Below are 19,211 nucleotides of genomic sequence, written 5' to 3'. Positions count from 1 at the left end.
CTTCAAGCGGATTCGTAACGCTTGGCAATTTTGGTGTAACTGTTGGCTTATGCGTTTACGGTGGTCAATTTAAGTTTGGTGGTGCGTTACTCACCACTTAAGCAAGCGTTAGCAGTTCAAGGAGAACACAATGATTGAAAGGAAGTGTGGTGTCTATCAAGGCAGAAATAAGTCCTCAGCATATAAAGATTTGGTATGGACGGTAGCAACATCATCAGACACCTCTTTTGACATAGTAGGTCAAACTAAACTGACGCTAGAGACGATAGAACAAAACCTTGAAGAGCTAGGTTCTGATAAAACTCAAATAGTAAGTGCACAGGTGTTTATCGCGAATATGCCTGATAAACCTAAAATGGATAAAGTCTGGTGTGAGTGGTTGGGTGAAAACCCAGAACACTGGCCTCAGCGAGCGTGCCTAGGTGTTGCGTTAGAAGGTGACATACTTATTGAAGTCACAGTAACGGCGGTAAGACGTTAGAACACTGCTAACAAACGCTTCAAGTTGATTCGTAACGCTTGGTGGTTTTGGCGTTAATTTTGTTTTGGGTGATTACGGTTTAAAATTTGGCTTCAGTGGTGCGTAACTCACAACTTAAGCGGGCGTTATGTGCATGGAGGCATAGTGAACATAGGTATCTACATTTATGATCAGGCAGAAGTTCTTGATTTCGCAGGTCCATTTGAAGTTTTCAGTACAGCTAAGCGGCTTGGTGCTGATAGTCTAAACGTTTTCTTAGTTTCAGAGAGTTCCAAATCAGTTGTAGCTCGTGGCGGCTTCAATGTGTTGCCTGATTACTCGTTACAGGATCACCCTCACATAGATTTACTCGTTGTTGTAGGTGGTGTGCACACTGATGAAATGTGTAAGTTAGATATCCTAGCTTGGTTGGCTTCGGTAGTTCCTCTCGCATCTGAAGTCGCGTCAGTTTGTACTGGTGTATTTCTTTTAGCTCAAGCAGGTGTGATAAAAGGTTCAACGGTGACGACTCACTGGGAAGATATTCCTGATTTAGCTACCCAGTTTCCAGATTTAAATGTTGTTAGCAACCAACGCTGGGTAGCATCTGGAAAGTTAACCACTTCTGGTGGCATATCTGCTGGTATCGATATGAGTTTATATTTGGTATCAAAACATTTTGGCAAGCAATTTGCTGAAAGGGTGGCAAGACAAATGGATTACAACTGGCAAGAATGCACATAACAAACGCTTCAAGTTGATTCGTAACGCTCGGCACTTTTGGCGTTAATTTTGGCTTAAGTGATTACGGAGTCCAAGTTAAGTTCAGTGGTGCGTCACTCACCACTTAAGCAGGGCGTTATATTTTAGGAAAGTTATGGAAACTCCAAAGTTCGATGGCTGGGTAAGCTTTAAAGACTATAAAAGTTTGGGATCTTTAAATTTACCTGGTGTTTATGTATTAGCTCATTTTTCGAGCGTGCCTGTTAGGTTTCATGATATTAATTCGAAGAACGTAGTTTATGTAGGAGAGACTACTAGGCAGACGCTTGCAAAGCGCTTGTATCAATTTAGCCGCTCAGCTTTTTTTAGAAAACGAGGTCACAGCGGAGGTTGGACATATTCAGAGTTGTGTTTGGATTCTGAAGTTCAAAAGTATCCTCCTGATAATTTATATGTTGCAGTGCTGCCTGTAAATAAGCCTGAAAAAGAAAGTCGAGCTTATATTAAGCTTGTTGAACGTTTGATTATTTGGGAGTTTTATCAAAAGAATGAGGACTACCCATTATGCAATACGGCATGAAAATATAACAAGAGACTATGGCGTCAATCGTTAATTATTGGTGCTGCTCTCGTCTCACATAACCCATCTCTCAGCATAGAATTGAGAGTCACAACCATCTTTCTCATACAAGCAACTATTGCTCCTTTTCTAGGTTTACCGACGGCAAGTAATCGTCCAGAAGCTGCTTTGTAAATAGGGCTGCATTGTCTCGCTGACATCTTGCCATGTACATGACGGTCCGAACTTGAGCCTATCCACTCTGTACTACTCGCTTGCCCAATGGTGAGCACTAGAGCAAGTCCCCATACCGATAAGGTAGAGATGTAAATTGGTGAATGTGTCTAAGAGTTTGTTCTTTTTAAGAGTTTTGCGTAGGACGTACTTGCCATATGCATCAGCGCCGTGAATACTGAACACATTCTTGGCGAAGTCAATGCCAATAGTTTGAATGCTGGACATAGTAGCCTACAGTTCTTTTGCGTGTATTGAGTAAATATGGCACGCAGAGTGTCGGGTAGAGGGAGTCATATCATTCGCTAGACCTCAGTACTTTGCGTAGTTAGGGAAAGGAGCCAGAACTAACATAAATAGTCTGTTTAGGTTCACAGCTTTTGTTAACTATTTTATAGAGTTACGCATTGATGTTTATGGAGGGTTTCTGATGGGGACTATAATTGGTTTCGTAATTTTAGCTGTTGTAGATTGGTATCTTGTTCGTAAAACGGGGTTTCATATTCATCAATGGGTTTCTAGAAAGTATGAAGCGTATTTACAGGGCAAGGAAAACAATAAATAGTGTTTGCTTAATATAGCGATTACACAGGCATAATAAGGCGCTTAGTATTTGTAAGTGCAAGATACATGACACAAGGATACCGATGGAAGAGCTTCAAGGCGGACGCAAAGGTCAGATCTTTCGTTCAAATACTATGATTTATCGACCACGTGGCAAGTGGTCTGAAACCATACATTGCTTATTATCGCATATCGCTAAACGTGGCTTTCATGCAGCGCCTCAGCCTTATGGTTTCGATGGTAAAGGCAATGAAATGCTGTCTTATATCGACGGTGATGTTTTCAATTATCCGCTGAAAGGTCGCATTGCTACGACTCAAGCACTGACTTCTGCGGCTAAACTTCTTCGTTTATACCATGATGCATCTAGCTCGTTTTTATCAAAGTATTCGAATGAAACATTAGCGTGGCCGCTCCCTAGTAGAGAGCCAATGGAAGTGGTCTGTCACGGAGACTATGCGCCATATAATGTTTCACTGTCCGGCTCAGAAACGGTGGGTATTATCGACTTTGATACTGCGCATCCCGCGCCGAGAGTTTGGGATATTGCTTATGCTGTGTATTGCTGGGCTCCATTCAAAACGCATGAATATGATGCGATGGGGAACATAGAGTCTCAGTCTATACGAGCCAAACAGTTTTGCGATGCTTATGGTTTGCTTGACGTCGATCGTCGGGTTTTAGTGAAAGCAATGACTGACAGAATTCAAGCTTTGGTAGACCATATGCACAATGAAGCGAGTAATGGTAACCAAGCTTTTATTGAAAATATCGAAGATGGGCATCACTTGGCTTACCGAGCAGACATTCAATATGTCAAAATCCATGGGCCGTATATTACCAATATATTGTTGGGTGAAAGTGTGTATAACAAGTAAGTTAACGGCGACTCTGTAGTTGATCCGAGACGAGCGGGTATTTTCAGTTCCATATTGGATTTGTGTTTAAAGCGCAATATTTTAGTGTTAGGTCTATGGAGGGCCCTGTGACTATTACAGCAATAATGACTTTATCTATTGCAATGATCCTATCAGCTGCAATACCGGGGCCTAGTGTACTCGCCGTGGCATCTCGTTCGGTATCTTATGGCTGGAAGCAGGGGCTTCTCGTGGTACTTGGCGTGCTTTTCGCAGATTATGTGTTTATTTTTCTTGCGCTTATGGGGCTATCCGTAGTTTCAACTTTGCTCGGTGAGTTTGCGAACGTGTTGAAATACATTGGTGCTGCGTATCTTTTTTGGCTTGCTTATAAAACTTGGTCTGACAGCGGCGATTCAAATTTTAGAGAAACCAATAACAATGGTTCAAGTGTCGTCGCTGGTTTATTGATGACTCTTTCTAATCCTAAGGCCATTCTATTTTATATGGGCTTTTTCCCTGCATTCGTAGATTTGCAATCCATTAGTGTGATTGACGTGCTCTCAATCATTATAATATCGACATTATCCGTTGGTGGCGTATTAAGCGGTTATGCCATCGTGGCGTCTAAAGCGGGAGGGCTACTGAAGGGTAACCACTCAAAGGTATGGTTAAATAGGATTTCAGGCAGTGTATTGGCAGCGTGTGGTACAGCGTTAATAGTTAAGACATAACCAATTATTTAAGTGGAACCGTAAAGCTTGGCGGATTTGGTTGGAATCTGCGTGAGATTGTTAGTATCAGTCGTCAGCGCTAGGTATTAAGTCGGGAATGGGCGCGTAAAGGGAAATTTATGATAAAAATTATGGCTAGAGTAATGGTGGTGCTGTTTGTAATTGCAGTGATTGGTGCCATTGGAATGGCGTTTTTGCAAGTTTATGTGCGGTTTAAAGGGGCCGAGCAAGATGCTATTGCTCAAACTTATATTAAAGATGTGGTTTGGAGCTTTAATACAGAGGACCTAAGCGAATTTAAACAGCACCTTCACCCGGAGCTTGTCGAATATTTGGAGACTAAAGAAGGGGCTCAAGCAATATCGTTACTAAGTAACATGGGGTCGCTTAAAACGATCGAAGAATCAAAGTGGGTATCTTCGAAATCAGCCGCTTCGACGGCTAAAGGTCAGTATGAGCTCTCTAACTATGAAGTTCAAGCTACTTTTGAAAATGGAAAAGGGGTAGTAAAGGTATCGACTATTCCAAATGGCGATGGATACTATGTGACCAATTTTCAGATATTTTCAAACCACTTTGCCACGCTTATGTCGTCACATTGAGCTTTATAAGAAAATATATGTATTTTTCCCCAAGTGTTGAACGATAAAGCTGGCTTTGAATTTAAGGGATATAAAGTCTGCCAACAAAAAAACACGCAATGATTGAGAGAGAAATCGACGAGTTAAAAATTAAAAAAAGCGCGTATTAAGAATTATCGGAATTCCATTGAGAGATGTATTTACGGCCTTGACTCTGACCTATAGGTTAGAGTTTACACTGAACTTTCTTAATCAGTATGGATAGTAAAGTGTATGAAAAAGGTACTAGTGATCAACGCGAATCCAAAGCGTGCAAGTCTATGTAAATCATTGGCTGAAGAATATGTTGCTGCTGCAACAGGCAAGCATGAAGTGCAACAAATTGACATCCGAGATTTAAACTTCGAGCTCAGTTTAAATGATGGTTACGACAAGACTGTTGCATTAGAGCCAGATTTAGTCGATTTTCAGAGCAAGATAAAATGGGCTGAGCATGCTCGAAGGCTGAAGGTGAGTATGTCGCAGAGATGGTTTTAGTCTATCAAGATGGTCGGTTTTTGGTCGATCATGTCATGGTGTTCTAATGTGATAACTTAATGGCTCAACACGCAGAGTGCCTTAAGTAAGTGTCACTCTTACGTCAATTAGTGGTGATGAGTGACCCATCGCAATGTACATAATGACCAATTCGTTATATTGACGTTGTAATAACCGACCTGGTAGTAACGATATGAATGAATTTGAAAAGATGTGCCTTGGTATTGAGTATGACGCCTACAGCCCAGAGTTCGATATTTTAAGAAAACGAGCATTCGACCTATTGCAAAGTATCAATCAACGACAGTTTGAGCCTGCAAGGCCATATGTCGAACAGTTGTTGAAACAATTGGGTGAGAATAGTGTTGTTTGCCCACCATTTTTATGTGAATACGGCAAAACTATTTCAATTGGTGAAAATACCTATATCAATATGGGTGTGACGATGTTGGATAACGCTCCCATAAGTATTGGTAATAACGTACTCGTCGGTCCAAGTACTCAGTTTTACACGCCAACGCATTCTCTTGATTATCGTGATCGTCGAAAATGGGAGGTGCAATGTCTGCCGATTACTGTTGAAGATGATGTCTGGATTGGTGGCAATGTTGTGATCTGCCAAGGTGTGACGATTGGAGCCCGTTCGGTTATCGCCGCAGGTTCAGTCGTCACTAAAGACGTTGAGCCAGACTCTTTATTTGGTGGTACACCAGCAAAATTCATTAAAACTCTCAACACATAGCTTAAGGGATTAGGTGTGGTGGATGCACGGTTTGGAAGGGGAAAGAGCTCTAATTATTGAGCTCTTTTGAATAGACACTACACGTGAACGACGAGTTGTTCGTCTTCAGAAATGACTAAGCTGGCTTTATTCTGCTCAATTAATTGCGCGGCATATGAAGGTGTAACAGCTTGGATTTTTCCTTCAGTTCTTAGAGTTAACGCTTCCCAAGCCTGATCTCTATATTTGCCAGCTTGAGTATATTGAATAAGTACTTTCATTTTTTCCACTTCATGTGATTAACGTGCTACTAACAGTAGTGGGTTTGTGATAGTTGCGCATCTGTTAAATATGAAACATAAGTTTAACCAAATGTAAGGTGCGGACAAAGTAAGGTGGTCACGGCGCGTATCATTACTCAGACAAGCGCTTTATGGCACGGGTACATTTATTGATATTGCTGGAGGCAGATAATAGCATTCACTATTCACTATTCACTATTCACTATTCACTATTCACTATTCACTATTCACTATGCATGAGATAACTAAGTGATGAGCCCAATTAACAAGGCTTTGGTAACAGTTTGTCAAAACCTTCGTTTTCTCACAGAGTGCGAGTGAAGCATTCAGTATGATAGTAATTAATGGTCCTGATTTTCAGGATTGAATATGGAGATTATATGCTAGGAAAGCACCAAGACGCTTATGGCGCATTTTATCGTTCGACTCATAATAACGATCATTTAGATACCAAAACCGAGTTATTAGTGGGTTTATCTGCCGCAATGGCAATGAATTGCTTGCCTTGTACTCGTTATTATTTACTTGAAGCCAAAAAGGCGGGAATAACGAAAGGCGAAATATCAGATGTGACGGCAAAAGTGATGGCGGTTGCTGCTGGTCAGAAGAAGCTACAGATGCAAGAAGTCTTGGAAAAATACCATATTGATATCGATAAATTTTCGTAATGCCAGTGTTGTAATCGGCCAGATAAAGGAAACGGTGCTCGCGGCGTTATAGGTTTATATATTTGTAGATTTCTTCGTGCCTGTCCTGTTTGGCGTGAGGCGAGTAACGACGTACATACCGATGAATCACAGTGAGATGACGATGTCCAAGATTTTCATTTTTATAACGCTCTCCAATGCTGCTTCATTACTATTGGTGTTTCTATTTCAGCTGACAACGGGATTGGTTAGGCTCAACTTTGCTAGTGATTATGCTTTCTATACTATGTTAATTTTGTTTGGGCTTGGCGCGTTTTTTTCTTTTTCTGGTCATAAAGTTGGTTACAGTGACCCCAATAATGTTGTTGGCGTCGCGGCTAGTCAATTAATAGAAAATACAGATCCTAAGTCTTATATTGTCACCAAATTAGTACGTACAACGCTAAGTACAAAATTTTTCCTTGTTTATGTATTTCCGTTGGTATTTTGTGTTTTATATTAGCTTTTCTGTGCTAAATCGCTGTTTCGTTTTGCCGTAAATCCTAATGGTAAAGTACGAATGGCTTTGTTCGGCCCCGTGACGGTTGAGTAGGTTTGGGAGAATGTGACTATTAGAAGTAATATAGATGATTAGAGACAATTAGGATGTATCGTAAATTAACAAAATCCATTTCAATGTATGCAGGGCTTCCTCACTCTGTTTATTATATTGCAATAGCGCGAGCTATTTTAGGAATGGGCAATTTTATTATCCCATTTTTGGTGCTATTGCTTACCGAAAAGCTGGGTTATAGCGCAACCGTCGCCGGTCTCTTTGGCTATGCTGGTGACCGCCGCATTCTTAATGGGCGGATTTATTGGTGGAAAGCTCTCTGATCATTTTGGTCATAAGAGGGTTATGGTTGTCGGTGAAGGTGTTGGGTCACTATTTCTGATGATATGTGGTTTCTATCCTGAATCTGTCACTTTAGTGCCCACCTTGTTATTGATGGCGTATTTCTGTCTTGGTATAGCCCTTCCCGCGAGTAATGCGCTAGTGGCCGATCTCTCTTCGCCTACTAATCGAGACGCTGTCATATCATTGAGTTACCTGACTTACAATTTAGGCTCTGCAGTTGGGCCGATCATCGCCGGGTATCTTTTTTGGGCACATACTCGCTGGATTTATTGGGGTAATGGGATAGCGACCTTGGTCGGTATAGCCGTTGTAGCTATGTTGGTTAAAGTCCCTCAAATAGAGCATGCAATTGGGAATAGTGATCTTGAAAAACCCGTTGAAGGGACGGTTTGGTCTGTGCTCAGAGAGCGCCCAAGATTGATTGTTTTTACGTTGTTATGTGGATTGTTGTGGTTTGCGTTAAATCAAATGACGATGGCGAGTCCGCTCTACCTCAGCGCTCTTTACGGTGCTGATGGCCCGGTTATATTTGGCCAGCTTATGACATTCGCTTGTGTCGTGGTTGTGATTTTGACACCTTGGTTGATCACACTAACGTCGTCGAAAACAGAAACGATGAGTTTAGTCTATGCAGGGTTTATGTTTGCGTTGGGCTACGCGTTAATTATGGGAGCCTCGAACATCCCCGTAATTTTTGTCGCTTGGTTTTTCTTGTCGGCTGGTGAAGTGCTGTTATTGACAAAGGAAGGGGTGTATTTGGCGAATCAATCCCCTGTTAGCCATAGGGGACGGATTCAAGGCGTACTAATGACAATGCGCAGTGTGTTACTGATGCCAAGCTTCATTCTAGTCGGTTATTCCATTGATGAGTTTGGGTATGAGTTTACGTGGTATGGGGTGATTTTGGTTGCGTTGTTAGCGGTGGCAGGTTTCATTAGAATGAACGGAAAAGAAAAACCATCGAGGGAAAAAGTATGTTTGTGATGGAAGTGGATGACAACTTAGATCTGGCGTTAGTGGAGCCCAAGTTTGCTCAGTTGTATTTGGATATTGTCGTTTGTGAACGTGATTACTTATCTCAGTGGTTAGCTTGGCCGATACTCGCCCATGATGAGGCTTTTTTCTTAGGTTTTATTCAACGTTCGTTGCACGATTATGCTGAAGGGAAATCTATGACTTGCGCGATGATTTGGCAAGGTAAAGTGGTTGGCAATACTAGCTTTAACACCATTAATCGGAGTTTAAAAAAGGTTGAGATTGGGTATTGGCTTAGTGCGGAGTATCAAGGCAACGGTATTGTCACAAAATCAGTGGCTAAACTGATAGAGATCGCTTTTTTAGAGTTAGCGATGGAAAAAGTGGAAATATCGGCTGCGATAGAGAATGAGGCTAGTCGAGGTGTCGCTGAACGTTTAGGTTTCGTACATGAAGGAACTATTACCCGTAGTGAGAACTTGAACGGTAGAATTATTGATCATGCGGTTTATGGTCTAAGCCGAACAGCATGGGCTTTACATAGACATTGAGCCCATGTCGCCTGCAGTTGTAGCGGGATAATTTGATGATTTGTAGGGGGAGGCGACATCATGAAGTCAAACGAAATACTGATTCGAGATATCCAGCAATGTTCAGTTTGCATTGATTCGTTGCCTTTAGGCCCTAACCCTATTATTCAAATGAGTGAGACGTCGCGAATTCTTATTGCTGGTCAAGCGCCAGGAAAGCGCGTGCATGAAACCGGATTGCCATTTAATGACCCAAGTGGTGAACGATTAAGGGAGTGGCTGGGTGTCTCTAAGGAGACGTTTTATAACCCTGACTGCTTTGCCATTGTACCCATGGGGTTTTGCTACCCAGGGACAGGAAAAACAGGGGATTTACCGCCTAAACCAATTTGCGCCGCGACGTGGCGAGCGTTAGTGTTGGCGTCATTACCTAATGTCGAGCTAACCCTTGTGATTGGTCAGTATGCGATGGCTTATCACCTCCCTTCGTCGCGTAAGACTTTGACAGAAGTCGTCAGTCACTGGCAAGACTATTGGCCTGATGTGCTGCCATTACCTCATCCAAGCCCTAGAAATAATCGATGGTTAAAGCGCAACCCGTGGTTTAAAGATACGGTGATTCCACGGCTTCGACAGAGAGTGACAGAAGTGTTAACTCATAATTAGTTGATGGGTAAAATAAGATAACTTTAATATGGGAACGAAAATGACAGCATCTATTAAACAGCAGATTGGTAATGTGGCATTAGTTGTTGAGAGTTACGACGATGCTATCGAGTTCTATACAAAAAAACTGCAATTCACAGTTGTTGAAGACACCGATTTAGGAGGGGGCAAGCGTTGGGTGCAAATTTCGCCACCTAATTCAGACGGAACCAATCTGTTACTTGCGCAAGCAAGTGGTGAGCATCAGCGCCAGGCTGTAGGCAATCAAAGTGGTGGCCGTGTGTTTCTATTTTTACAAACGAATGATTTTTGGCGAGATTATGAATTAATGAAGCATAACGGCGTGGTGTTTCATGAAGCTCCTCGTGAAGAAGAGTATGGTATTGTTGTGGTTTTTGAAGACTTATACGGAAATAAGTGGGACTTATTACAGCTTGCTCATTGAGCTTAACTAATGATCATAAAGACGGATTACGAGTTAACCGTGTTGTTATGGGGGTACTTAGCGTGATACATGAAGGTACTTTCGCTTAGATAACCATGATTCTAGTATATTTAAGCGAAAGACAAATCATCAATAGACTCTATTCTATGATGGGAATGTTCAGGGTGTTACGCACAACACTTTTTATATTTTTTGCCACTGCCGCACAAACATGGATCGTTACGGTTCGGTGTTTTCTCAAATGTCGTGGTTTTTGGCTTATTAAGTAGCGTTTCAAGCTCAACGATATTTTCTTCAGCTGATGCATCAAGGGTAATGTTGGCGACAATCTCAGCTTCTGCCAACTGCAGTTCCACTTCCGTTTGGCGTTCTGCAGTATTCACCACGATTGAGATTGGCGCTTCGTCCGTGCCTGCTTTTACGTCACGATTTACGTTGTAGCCAGACATAACATGATTGTGTCTGGTATCGATTCGACCTTTAAAAAACAACTTTGACATTGGAGACTCGCTTACAAATGGGGGAGTGATATCACTAGGGCGGCGATTATACCGATATCTAGCCATTGATAAAGTAACAATGCGAGTGAAGCGATGTTATCGATCATGAAAGCGTTGGTATTATAAGAAATGTATAAGCGTCATTGCCGATTGGATTAGGATGACCGCATCTGTAATTTAATTAAGACAATAATGAGGATAGACGTGTCAAAAGTAATATTGAAAGGCCACATTGTCGTGCCAATTGAAACGAGAAAAGAGGTGGTAGAGGCGTTAGTGATTCATAAAAAACTGACACTTAAAGAAGAAGGGTGTTTAGTTTTTGAGGTAGAGCCAGATGAGCACGACCAAGCTCGCTTTCATGTTTATGAAGAGTTCCGTGATCGCTTTGCATTTGAACGTCATCAAGCTCGTGTTAAAGCCTCTGAATGGGGTAAGGTGACCGTTAATGTGATAAGGCACTACCAAATTATTGAGTAATACCGATAAGACAAAGTTTAAGGTATTATGCGCATCACTATAGATTGCAGAATTATTGATCGCAGAATTTTATGACCATTCAAATACAGAACATCACAGAAGAATCGGAAGTGACTTGTTCAAACTGTCACGCTTGCTGTTGCCGCTTGGAAGTGATGATCATTACTGATACCTATGTTCCCGAAGAACATATTGCTTATGATCAATGGGGAGCGGAAACGATGTTACGGTTGGATGACGGTTGGTGTTCGGCGCTTGATCGTGAGACTTACATGTGCACGATCTATGAAAATCGACCTTGGATATGTCGTGAGTTTGAAATGGGTTCATATGAATGCAAGGTGGAGCGTAAAGAACAGATGCCCTAACATATGTTGGTTAAGACCCCGTCTGAACCCATTCCAGCATCATTCAAATTACAGGCTTAATGATCCCACTTACACAAGCGATGCCAGGTAAGTGGGTTGGTCGTATACGATGATAATCTCGCCATTCGACACCCGATTCTATGATCAAGTGGTACTTAGTGCTGCACACCCTGTCTATTCCCATACGCTGTTCTATCTAAGCTTTTGCAACATACGGTTCTTTCCATCATACCAAATGTGTTCATATACCCGATTACCTCTAAATACCCGATGACCTCTATATCCATGCAACGTTTCTAATTAGAGCAAGTCAATCTTAGCGGATTAAATGTTATCGCTATAACGGCTGTACAGTTCTGATAGCGTTTTGGGCTTGCGCGATGATTGGCTGTGATGACCTTGATATTCTGAGAGGATAGCCTGTCTATGCGCTTCAGCCGACTGAACAAAACTCGGATCAGCCATTGCTTGTTTACGCAGCTCATTGATTCGATCTAGTCTTTCTTGCAACATAACAACACCTCGCTAAATACTGTATGTACAATCAGTATATTTCATGGCTGTATAAATATCCAGTACTCGGTGAATTTAGTGAGACTACGTTTCGAGAAAGGCTCGTTGATTAGCGTTGTATACCGAAATGATAAAGATGACAGAGCAAAAACGGATGATAGGGAATGGGCAGCAGAGTAAGCGCTGAAGACTACGCTCATTATTATGCATAGCGTATGGGTGCGGTTATTGGCGGGTTTACTCAGTAGCGATTTGTCAGAATCAGAAAAAACAGTCACTAATGTAAGAACGCCGTTTCCAAGTCCGTCATTTCATCGTCAAAAAGGTGCTCAATTTGTGTTGAATTGTTGGTGGAATCGCTGCTTTTTAGACATGTCTGTCAATTTTTGTACGTAAACACTTATTTTTATGTGATGAACATCAAATTAATGTCATCCAAAAGATGATTAACAAATAACCGTTGTGGGCGGTTTCATACCAATTAGTCAGCAAAGCTGACAATCGTATCATAGCCCGTACTCACGAATATTAATGCAAATATGTTTGTTGTTCTATTCAGTTAACATACTGATTCTCTGCTGTTTTATTTGGGCTTTACTCACTATCGAATGGTTGATTAGGTAACGAGAAACACGGTTTGATCCCATTTGCGGGTGTTATGTGGTATCTGGCAAGCATTTTTTTTCAAGCTATTTGTTACAATTTGTAGCACATTCACCTTGCATGTATAGTCTCCGGCCAGTTGATAAACGATGTTCGTAAGAACAGAACAGATGGAGATCTATAACAATGGTCACAAATGATGCAGTAATAATGGGTATGCTTGCCTTAATCTTGGGTGGGGTATTCATTACGGAAAGCAGCCAGAATCCGTTTTGGAAAAAATTCTATACTTTTGTTCCTGGCTTATTGCTTTGCTACTTCGTCCCATCATTGTTGAACACGACCTAGTGTCATTGACGGTTCAAGTTCAAATTTATATTTTGTCGCGAGTCGCTACCTTCTTCCAGGCGCGCTCGTATTATTGATTGTCTCTGCGGACTTAAGAAAGATCTTTGGTTTGGGATCAAAAGCAATCATTATGTTTTTAACCGGGACACTCGGTATCATCATCGGCGGTCCTATTGCATTGCTGATTATCAATGCGGTGAATCCAGACTTAGTCGCGGGTGATGTATGGCGTGGTCTAACGACCGTTGCGGGATCTTGGATTGGCGGCGGTGCAAACCAAGCAGCGATGAAAGAGGTCTTTGAGGTCGATGACAAGCTGTTTTCTGCGATGATTACCGTTGACGTTATCTGCGCTAATATTTGGATGGCAATTTTACTGATAATGGCGGGTCGTCAAAAGAAAGTTGACGCTTGGTTAAAAGCGGACACGTCTTCTATTGATGAGCTTAAAGAAACCGTCGCACATTATGAAAAAGAGAACGCAAGACCCATTACGACTACCGACATGATGAAAGTCGTGGCGATTGCCTTTGGTCTAACTGGTCTAGCACACTTCTTCGCCGACTTAATTGCGCCGTGGATTGAGACTAATGCTCCGGAGCTAGCGAAATACAGCTTAACGTCTGGTTTCTTTTGGTTAATTGTGTTGGTGACTACGTTTGCACTTATCGCCTCAACCTTTAAAAGCGCGCGCACCTTAGAGCACGCTTAGGTGCATCAAAAATTGGTTCTGCATTTATTTATATCCTAGTCGCTACTATTGGTATGCAAATGGATGTCACTGCCATACTGGATAACCCAGGTTACTTCTTTATTGGTATTACTTGGTTAACTATTCATGCTGTGTTGATGATTGGTGTTGCTAAGCTAATTCGTGCTCCGTTGTTCTTTATGGCAGTGGGCAGCCAAGCCAACGTTGGTGGTGCGGCGTCTGCGCCAGTCGTTGCTGCTGCGTTCCATCCTGCACTAGCGCCAGTAGGCATTTTGATGGCGGTACTCGGTTATGCACTGGGTACATATGGTGCGTATATCTGCGGCATTATTATGCAGGCAGCGGTGAGCGTTGTTGGTTAGATTTCCCCGTTCTCTAATATCGGTTAGAGTCGGAGCAAGCTAAGATTGATTAAGGGTAATACCGTTTGGTGTTACCCTTTTTTGTCTGAGTCGCTGTTTCAAGGTTGATTAATTATTCAATTGAGAGAGAATGCTAGCCTAATTTATGCGTTCACAAGCAGGGAGGCTTATGAAACCTCAAGTGTTACCCCACAATCCCAATTTTTCTTCTGGACCATGCGCGAAACGCCCTGGTTACGATATTAACCGTCTTAATCTTGCAACATTAGGTCGTTCTCACCGATCTTCTGTCGGTAAGGCTGCGCTTTCAGAAGCAATTCAACAAACCAAATTGATCCTCGGCATTCCGGATGATTATCGAGTGGGTATCGTCCCAGCTTCTGATACCTACAGGCGATGGAAATGGTGATGTGGTCGATGTTGGGGCAACGTGCGATTGATGTCTTCTATTGGGAGTCATTTGGCGCAGGTTGGCTCAATGATATTGTAAAACAGCTTAAACTTAGCGATGTGAATGCGTATTCGGCGGAGTATGGTCAACTGCCTGATTTATCGCAAGCTAACCCTGAAAATGACGTACTGTTTACGTGGAATGGTACAACGTCGGGCGTAAAGGTTCCTAATGGAGATTGGATTAGTGAATCAAGAACAGGGTTGACGATTTGTGATGCGACGTCGGCCGTTTTTGCGATGGAGATGCCATGGGAAAAACTGGACGTCACCACGTTTAGTTGGCAGAAGGTGCTCGGTGGTGAAGGGGCTCATGGTGTGGTTGTACTGAGTCCAAAGGCGATTAAGCGACTCGAGTCTTATCAGCCACCTTGGCCGTTACCTAAAATCTTTAGAATGACGCAATCTGGCAAAGTCATAGAAGGTTTATTTAGTGGGGCGACGATTAATACACCGTCCATGTTGTGTGTCGCAGATTATCTTGATGCACTAAGCTGGGTATCCGATATTGGTGGTGTGAGTGCTGCTATTGAAAAGTCGCACGCAAATTTAGCGGTATTGACCAACTATGTCGCCTCTCGGCCTTGGATTCACTTTTTGGCTAAGGAAGAAACTCAGCGTTCAAACACTAGTGTTTGTTTTACATTAGATGCGAGTGAAGCCCAAATCAAAGCGATGGTCGCTTTATTAGATAAGGAAATGGCGGGGTACGATATTGGTGCATACAAAGATGCGCCATCAGGATTGCGAATTTGGGCGGGTGCAACGGTTGAGAGCCGAGATCTAGAAGCATTACTGCCTTGGCTTGACTGGGCGTATCAGCAAGTGACCCAATAACGATTTCACCTAATCCATTATTAAAACGTCGGCTGCATAGCGCAGCAAGAGAGTGTGAAAAGGGCAGCTAACTAAGGAGGCTGCCCTTTTTTGAATGGATAAACCGTCTACTTATGGTCGAGAACGGCAGATTTCTTTTGATCGTAGCGAGTCTTCATTTTTAGTGCAACATTCACCAAGTAGATTAGCACTGGAACTTCAATCAGTGGACCAATGACGCCCGCAAAGGCTTGATCTGAGCTAATCCCGAAGACTGCGATTGATACAGCAATCGCTAACTCAAAATTGTTGCCTGTCGCCGTAAACGCAATGGAGGCATTTTTGTCGTAAGGGATGCCCAATCTTTTACCGATGAAGAAACTAATGAAAAACATCGAGATAAAATAGATGGTCAGTGGGATGGCAATTCGCACCACATCCATCGGCAATTCAACAATCATTTCTCCTTTAAGACTGAACATCAAGACAATGGTTGCCAGTAACGCGATGAGTGTTAAGGGCGAAATTTTCGGGATGAATACGGTGTTGTACCAGTGCTCACCTTTCATAGATACAAGGATTTTACGGCTTAAGAACCCAGCGATAAACGGAATGCCAAGGTAAATTAGTACACTGTGCGCGATGTCAATCATGGAAATATCGACGACCATGCCTTCATAGCCAAAGACAGGAGGAAGGACACTGATAAAAAGCCATGCCATAAAGCTGTAGCTGAGAATTTGGAATGCACTGTTTAATGCAACGAGCGCAGCCCCGTATTCTTTGTTACCACCGCCAATATCATTCCAAACTAATACCATGGCAACGCAACGAGCCAGACCGATTAAAATAATACCAACCATATAGCCAGGATGATCCCCCAAGAACACTAAAGCCAGTACAAACATTAATATAGGACCGACAATCCAGTTCATGATCAGTGACAGTGTAATGGCTCGCTTGTCTTTCATGGTCGCCCCGAGCAAGCGGTAATCGACTTTAGCCAGAGGAGGATACATCATGACAATAAGCCCAATCGCTAGGGGGATGTTCGTGCTTCCGACGGTGACAGCTTCGTTCCATTGTTCAATTTGTGGGAACTGAATCCCTAGAAAAACACCGATCGCCATAGCAGAAAAAATCCACACGGTTAGGTATCTGTCTAAAAAGCTCATGGTTGGTTTCATGGTTCTCTCCGTTATCGTTTATCGTCGAATAACGATTTTAAATGGTTAAGTTATACAGTAGGCGACATGTCGGTGTAAGTGTCATGACGTCGCGTTTATGGCTTAGAGCCAGCATGCTTGAGGATTAATTTAGGATGTTCTTGCTCATTGCATCATAGCTTGCAAAGGCATCTCTATTTATGCGGTAACACATTTTAGGTGGAATGGATTCTGCACTAATAAAACCCGCGAGTCGCAATATGCGCAGATGCTCGGAAACCGTTGATTGGGCAAGACCAAGCTGAGATACCAAATCGCTGTTTAAGCAACCACCGGATTTATCCAATATGGACAGAATACTGATGATTCGAATTCTTGCCGGGTGTGAGAGTGCTTTGCACATCGCAGCAAACTGGTGTTCATCCTGCTCTCTTTCCGCCGTTGGAGTAAAGTCGGTTTGCAGAGTGGGTTGGCAAGTCGAGGTCATCAGGTATCTCTAATCGTTAAAAGACGATTAATGGTAGGCGGAATAATAAGAGAGGTCAATGGTTTATTTTCGTCATATCAGCAGAGTTAAGAGCAGGGTGCTAAATAACATTATTATTTAGCGAGTTAGTGTCTGGGTTTTAAATGATGGCTTTCCATGCTGTACGAGGCGTTGTTAACAATGCTCCCTCACTAGCGGTTAGCTTTTCAAGCTTCAACAGTTAGATAACAAAAGATTATGATTTTCAAAATTAATGATAATTATACACTTGTCGTAGTGCCGTTAAAATAGAGTGTATGAATTTGGTAACGTTTTACGGTTGGTGCTTTCACCACTTAAACGTCTTGATAGAGAATGACGAAAATGAAAATCCTGCACACTATGTTACGAGTAGCCAACCTTGAAAAGTCCATCGAGTTTTATACCCAAGTGTTGGGGATGTCGGTATTAGATAGAACCGACAATAAAGATTACCGCTACACATTGGTATTTGTCGGGTATCCAGGACAACCAAGCAGTTCGACGATTGAATTGACGTTTAATTGGGATACTAACCAATACGAAATGGGCAATGCCTTTGGTCACATCGCGCTTGGAACGGATGATATCTATGCCATGTGCGACGCGATTAAGCAGCAAGGCGGTCAAGTTACTCGTGAGCCCGGTCCGGTAAAAGGTGGCAGTACCCACATCGCTTTTGTCGTTGACCCAGACGGCTACCAAATTGAATTGATCCAAGTTAACTAAAGGAAATCATAATGAAAGACACGTTATTTCAACCGTTACAACTTGGTTCTCTTACACTAAAGAATCGTATCGTCATGCCTCCGATGACGCGTTCACGTGCCACACAACCAGGCAACGTCGCCAATGATATGATGGCGACATATTATGCACAGCGCGCCAGTGCAGGGTTGATAGTTGCAGAAGGCACTCAAATTCACCCTCAAGGTCAAGGCTATGCTTGGACTCCGGGGATTTACTCGCCTGAACAAATTGCAGGCTGGAAAAAGGTAACGAGTGCGGTACATGACAACGGCGGCGTTATTTTTGCTCAACTCTGGCATGTCGGCCGTGTGACTCACCCAGATAATATCGGTGGTGAACAACCTATTTCTTCTTCAGCGATTAAAGCTGAGAACGTAAAAGTATTTATTGACAATGGAACGCAAGCGCCGGGGTTTGTGGACGTTGTCGAACCGCGAGCCATGACCAAATCTGATATTTTGAATGTCATTGGCCAGTATCGTCAAGCTGCCGTCAATGCATTAGAAGCGGGGTTTGATGGTATTGAACTTCACGCTGCTAACGGATACTTAATTAATCAATTCATTGACTCAGAAGCCAATAACCGTACGGATGAGTATGGTGGTTCTGTAGAAAATCGTTTGCGCTTTATGCGTGAAGTCGTCGAAGCCATGATTGATGCGATTGGGGCTGAGCGAGTAGGTGTTCGCCTTGCACCATTTACATCGCTAAATGGTACGGTGGATGCGAATCCAGTGGAAACGTATACCGCGGCAGCAGCGTTGTTGAATGAGCTGAATGTTGTGTACTTACACATTGCTGAAGTGGATTGGGACGATGCACCGGGCACGCCAGTTGCTTTTAAGCAAGCGGTACGTGATACGTTTAAAGGTGTTCTCATTTATGCAGGGCGTTATAACGCAGAAAGCGCGGAGCAAGCGATAGAGGAAGGCATGACCGATCTGGTTGGTTTTGGTCGTCCTTTTGTTGCGAACCCGGATTTACCCGCGCGAATTCAGCATCAATATCCGCTAGCAGAGCATGACCACAATACGTTGTTTGGTGGCAATGAAGAAGGTCTGAATGATTACCCAGAGTATGGAAAGTAACTTCAGATAATGAGCATTGCATAATGCAGTGAATGAAAACCGCACGGCTACCGTGCGGTTTTGTCGTTTATGCGTCCGAAAAAAAGATTTTTGAATAGGGATTGAAGTTTTTTTATC

24 protein-coding genes and 2 pseudogenes are annotated in these 19,211 nt (G+C 42.7%); 20 read left to right on the top strand and 6 right to left on the bottom strand.

Going from position 1 to position 19,211, the window contains the following annotated elements; translation table 11 throughout:
• Window positions 1-130 precede the first annotated feature (130 nt).
• From AC0L66_RS10585 to AC0L66_RS10575, 3 genes are all read left to right on the top strand, one after another.
• Window positions 131-481, top strand: coding sequence for a RidA family protein (locus tag AC0L66_RS10585; RefSeq protein ID WP_428755033.1), 351 nt, complete (start codon window positions 131-133; stop codon window positions 479-481).
• A gap of 144 nt (window positions 482-625) precedes the next feature.
• Window positions 626-1,204 (top strand): DJ-1/PfpI family protein, encoded by a 579-nt coding sequence (locus AC0L66_RS10580; RefSeq protein ID WP_473567234.1) that lies wholly within the window; start codon window positions 626-628, stop codon window positions 1,202-1,204.
• Between the two features lie 133 nt (window positions 1,205-1,337).
• Window positions 1,338-1,763 carry a hypothetical protein gene (locus AC0L66_RS10575; protein WP_473567232.1) on the top strand — a complete coding sequence of 142 codons (426 nt, stop codon included), beginning with the start codon at window positions 1,338-1,340 and terminating at the stop codon, window positions 1,761-1,763.
• A gap of 23 nt (window positions 1,764-1,786) precedes the next feature.
• Here AC0L66_RS10575 and AC0L66_RS10570 read toward each other — a convergent pair.
• Window positions 1,787-1,992, bottom strand: a pseudogene (locus AC0L66_RS10570) (hypothetical protein); the annotation flags it as partial.
• 631 nt (window positions 1,993-2,623) lie between these two features.
• Between AC0L66_RS10570 and AC0L66_RS10565 the strand changes: the two are divergent.
• The 5 genes from AC0L66_RS10565 (at window position 2,624) to AC0L66_RS10545 (ending at window position 5,991) form a co-directional block, all read left to right on the top strand.
• Window positions 2,624-3,418 carry a phosphotransferase gene (locus tag AC0L66_RS10565; protein WP_473567231.1) on the top strand — a complete coding sequence of 265 codons (795 nt, stop codon included), beginning with the start codon at window positions 2,624-2,626 and terminating at the stop codon, window positions 3,416-3,418.
• Window positions 3,419-3,525: 107 nt separating this feature from the next.
• Window positions 3,526-4,131: a LysE family translocator gene (locus tag AC0L66_RS10560; RefSeq protein ID WP_473567230.1), complete on the top strand. Its 606-nt coding sequence runs from the start codon at window positions 3,526-3,528 to the stop codon at window positions 4,129-4,131.
• A gap of 119 nt (window positions 4,132-4,250) precedes the next feature.
• A complete protein-coding gene (locus AC0L66_RS10555; RefSeq protein ID WP_473567228.1) occupies window positions 4,251-4,733 on the top strand; it encodes a hypothetical protein in 483 nt (160 codons plus the stop codon).
• A 252-nt stretch (window positions 4,734-4,985) separates the two neighbouring features.
• A complete protein-coding gene (locus tag AC0L66_RS10550) occupies window positions 4,986-5,249 on the top strand; it encodes an NAD(P)H-dependent oxidoreductase (protein ID WP_390902934.1) in 264 nt (87 codons plus the stop codon).
• Window positions 5,250-5,442: 193 nt separating this feature from the next.
• Window positions 5,443-5,991, top strand: a complete 549-nt coding sequence (locus AC0L66_RS10545) for a sugar O-acetyltransferase (RefSeq protein ID WP_473567227.1) — start codon at window positions 5,443-5,445, stop codon at window positions 5,989-5,991.
• A 77-nt stretch (window positions 5,992-6,068) separates the two neighbouring features.
• On the opposite strand, the gene AC0L66_RS10540 is transcribed toward AC0L66_RS10545, so the two are convergent.
• Complete coding sequence (locus tag AC0L66_RS10540) at window positions 6,069-6,251, bottom strand: hypothetical protein (protein WP_265675614.1); 183 nt, start codon at window positions 6,249-6,251, stop codon at window positions 6,069-6,071.
• 401 nt (window positions 6,252-6,652) lie between these two features.
• On the opposite strand from AC0L66_RS10540, the gene AC0L66_RS10535 reads away from it, so the two are divergent.
• The 5 genes from AC0L66_RS10535 to AC0L66_RS10515 all read left to right on the top strand — a co-directional run bounded on the left by AC0L66_RS10535 (window position 6,653) and on the right by AC0L66_RS10515 (window position 10,433).
• Entirely contained in the window at window positions 6,653-6,940 is a 288-nt protein-coding gene (locus tag AC0L66_RS10535) for a carboxymuconolactone decarboxylase family protein (protein ID WP_473567226.1), read from the top strand.
• An 805-nt stretch (window positions 6,941-7,745) separates the two neighbouring features.
• Window positions 7,746-8,801 (top strand): MFS transporter, encoded by a 1,056-nt coding sequence (locus AC0L66_RS10530; RefSeq protein WP_473567225.1) that lies wholly within the window; start codon window positions 7,746-7,748, stop codon window positions 8,799-8,801.
• Window positions 8,792-9,343, top strand: a complete 552-nt coding sequence (locus AC0L66_RS10525; protein ID WP_265675618.1) for a GNAT family N-acetyltransferase — start codon at window positions 8,792-8,794, stop codon at window positions 9,341-9,343. Before AC0L66_RS10530 ends, AC0L66_RS10525 begins: the two co-directional genes overlap by 10 nt.
• A 60-nt stretch (window positions 9,344-9,403) precedes the next feature.
• Window positions 9,404-9,988, top strand: a complete 585-nt coding sequence (locus AC0L66_RS10520; RefSeq protein WP_265675619.1) for a uracil-DNA glycosylase family protein — start codon at window positions 9,404-9,406, stop codon at window positions 9,986-9,988.
• A 40-nt stretch (window positions 9,989-10,028) separates the two neighbouring features.
• The gene (locus AC0L66_RS10515) at window positions 10,029-10,433 is read left to right on the top strand and encodes a VOC family protein (RefSeq protein ID WP_473567223.1); all 405 of its coding nucleotides are present in this window, start codon (window positions 10,029-10,031) and stop codon (window positions 10,431-10,433) included.
• A gap of 167 nt (window positions 10,434-10,600) precedes the next feature.
• On the opposite strand, the gene AC0L66_RS10510 is transcribed toward AC0L66_RS10515, so the two are convergent.
• Window positions 10,601-10,933 (bottom strand): PBPRA1643 family SWIM/SEC-C metal-binding motif protein, encoded by a 333-nt coding sequence (locus AC0L66_RS10510; RefSeq protein ID WP_265675621.1) that lies wholly within the window; start codon window positions 10,931-10,933, stop codon window positions 10,601-10,603.
• A gap of 204 nt (window positions 10,934-11,137) precedes the next feature.
• On the opposite strand from AC0L66_RS10510, the gene AC0L66_RS10505 reads away from it, so the two are divergent.
• Both AC0L66_RS10505 and AC0L66_RS10500 read left to right on the top strand, forming a co-directional pair.
• Window positions 11,138-11,413: a putative quinol monooxygenase gene (locus AC0L66_RS10505; protein WP_265675622.1), complete on the top strand. Its 276-nt coding sequence runs from the start codon at window positions 11,138-11,140 to the stop codon at window positions 11,411-11,413.
• A 71-nt stretch (window positions 11,414-11,484) separates the two neighbouring features.
• Window positions 11,485-11,781 (top strand): YkgJ family cysteine cluster protein, encoded by a 297-nt coding sequence (locus tag AC0L66_RS10500; RefSeq protein ID WP_473567220.1) that lies wholly within the window; start codon window positions 11,485-11,487, stop codon window positions 11,779-11,781.
• Window positions 11,782-12,105: 324 nt separating this feature from the next.
• On the opposite strand, the gene AC0L66_RS10495 is transcribed toward AC0L66_RS10500, so the two are convergent.
• Window positions 12,106-12,294, bottom strand: a complete 189-nt coding sequence (locus tag AC0L66_RS10495; RefSeq protein WP_265675623.1) for a hypothetical protein — start codon at window positions 12,292-12,294, stop codon at window positions 12,106-12,108.
• Window positions 12,295-13,083: 789 nt separating this feature from the next.
• Between AC0L66_RS10495 and AC0L66_RS10490 the strand changes: the two are divergent.
• The 3 genes and pseudogenes from AC0L66_RS10490 (at window position 13,084) to AC0L66_RS10480 (ending at window position 15,606) form a co-directional block, all read left to right on the top strand.
• Window positions 13,084-14,319, top strand: a pseudogene (locus tag AC0L66_RS10490) (DUF819 family protein).
• Between the two features lie 169 nt (window positions 14,320-14,488).
• Window positions 14,489-14,728, top strand: a complete 240-nt coding sequence (locus tag AC0L66_RS10485; protein WP_473567218.1) for a hypothetical protein — start codon at window positions 14,489-14,491, stop codon at window positions 14,726-14,728.
• A complete protein-coding gene (locus AC0L66_RS10480) occupies window positions 14,728-15,606 on the top strand; it encodes a phosphoserine transaminase (protein WP_473567216.1) in 879 nt (292 codons plus the stop codon). The genes AC0L66_RS10485 and AC0L66_RS10480 overlap by 1 nt, the downstream gene beginning before the upstream one ends.
• A gap of 107 nt (window positions 15,607-15,713) precedes the next feature.
• Here AC0L66_RS10480 and arsB read toward each other — a convergent pair whose 3' ends face one another.
• Window positions 15,714-16,772: an ACR3 family arsenite efflux transporter gene (arsB, locus tag AC0L66_RS10475; protein ID WP_473567213.1), complete on the bottom strand. Its 1,059-nt coding sequence runs from the start codon at window positions 16,770-16,772 to the stop codon at window positions 15,714-15,716.
• A 124-nt stretch (window positions 16,773-16,896) separates the two neighbouring features.
• On the bottom strand, window positions 16,897-17,238 hold the full coding sequence (locus AC0L66_RS10470) for an ArsR/SmtB family transcription factor (RefSeq protein WP_265675627.1): 342 nt from the start codon (window positions 17,236-17,238) through the stop codon (window positions 16,897-16,899).
• Window positions 17,239-17,601: 363 nt separating this feature from the next.
• Between AC0L66_RS10470 and gloA the strand changes: the two genes are divergently transcribed.
• Complete coding sequence (gene gloA / locus AC0L66_RS10465; protein WP_265675628.1) at window positions 17,602-17,985, top strand: lactoylglutathione lyase; 384 nt, start codon at window positions 17,602-17,604, stop codon at window positions 17,983-17,985.
• 11 nt (window positions 17,986-17,996) lie between these two features.
• Entirely contained in the window at window positions 17,997-19,094 is a 1,098-nt protein-coding gene (locus AC0L66_RS10460; protein WP_473567210.1) for an alkene reductase, read from the top strand.
• Window positions 19,095-19,211 lie beyond the last annotated feature (117 nt).

It is taken from the genome of Vibrio sp. GJ43-1 (assembly GCF_055808835.1).
This window is presented reverse-complemented; position numbering and strand designations above follow the sequence as displayed.

Excerpts from the sequence above, each read along its gene's own strand:
- AC0L66_RS10585 (WP_428755033.1), top strand. The coding sequence starts at position 131 with ATGATTGAAAGGAAGTGTGGTGTCTATCAAGGCAGAAATAAGTCCTCA.
- AC0L66_RS10575 (WP_473567232.1), top strand. The coding sequence starts at position 1,338 with ATGGAAACTCCAAAGTTCGATGGCTGGGTAAGCTTTAAAGACTATAAA.
- AC0L66_RS10565 (WP_473567231.1), top strand. The coding sequence starts at position 2,624 with ATGGAAGAGCTTCAAGGCGGACGCAAAGGTCAGATCTTTCGTTCAAAT.
- AC0L66_RS10555 (WP_473567228.1), top strand. The coding sequence starts at position 4,251 with ATGATAAAAATTATGGCTAGAGTAATGGTGGTGCTGTTTGTAATTGCA.
- AC0L66_RS10550 (WP_390902934.1), top strand. The coding sequence starts at position 4,986 with ATGAAAAAGGTACTAGTGATCAACGCGAATCCAAAGCGTGCAAGTCTA.
- AC0L66_RS10545 (WP_473567227.1), top strand. The coding sequence starts at position 5,443 with ATGAATGAATTTGAAAAGATGTGCCTTGGTATTGAGTATGACGCCTAC.
- AC0L66_RS10540 (WP_265675614.1), bottom strand. The coding sequence starts at position 6,251 with ATGAAAGTACTTATTCAATATACTCAAGCTGGCAAATATAGAGATCAG.
- AC0L66_RS10535 (WP_473567226.1), top strand. The coding sequence starts at position 6,653 with ATGCTAGGAAAGCACCAAGACGCTTATGGCGCATTTTATCGTTCGACT.
- AC0L66_RS10525 (WP_265675618.1), top strand. The coding sequence starts at position 8,792 with ATGTTTGTGATGGAAGTGGATGACAACTTAGATCTGGCGTTAGTGGAG.
- AC0L66_RS10520 (WP_265675619.1), top strand. The coding sequence starts at position 9,404 with ATGAAGTCAAACGAAATACTGATTCGAGATATCCAGCAATGTTCAGTT.
- AC0L66_RS10515 (WP_473567223.1), top strand. The coding sequence starts at position 10,029 with ATGACAGCATCTATTAAACAGCAGATTGGTAATGTGGCATTAGTTGTT.
- AC0L66_RS10510 (WP_265675621.1), bottom strand. The coding sequence starts at position 10,933 with ATGTCAAAGTTGTTTTTTAAAGGTCGAATCGATACCAGACACAATCAT.
- AC0L66_RS10500 (WP_473567220.1), top strand. The coding sequence starts at position 11,485 with ATGACCATTCAAATACAGAACATCACAGAAGAATCGGAAGTGACTTGT.
- AC0L66_RS10495 (WP_265675623.1), bottom strand. The coding sequence starts at position 12,294 with ATGTTGCAAGAAAGACTAGATCGAATCAATGAGCTGCGTAAACAAGCA.
- AC0L66_RS10485 (WP_473567218.1), top strand. The coding sequence starts at position 14,489 with ATGAAACCTCAAGTGTTACCCCACAATCCCAATTTTTCTTCTGGACCA.
- AC0L66_RS10480 (WP_473567216.1), top strand. The coding sequence starts at position 14,728 with ATGTGGTCGATGTTGGGGCAACGTGCGATTGATGTCTTCTATTGGGAG.
- arsB (WP_473567213.1), bottom strand. The coding sequence starts at position 16,772 with ATGAAACCAACCATGAGCTTTTTAGACAGATACCTAACCGTGTGGATT.
- AC0L66_RS10470 (WP_265675627.1), bottom strand. The coding sequence starts at position 17,238 with ATGACCTCGACTTGCCAACCCACTCTGCAAACCGACTTTACTCCAACG.
- gloA (WP_265675628.1), top strand. The coding sequence starts at position 17,602 with ATGAAAATCCTGCACACTATGTTACGAGTAGCCAACCTTGAAAAGTCC.
- AC0L66_RS10460 (WP_473567210.1), top strand. The coding sequence starts at position 17,997 with ATGAAAGACACGTTATTTCAACCGTTACAACTTGGTTCTCTTACACTA.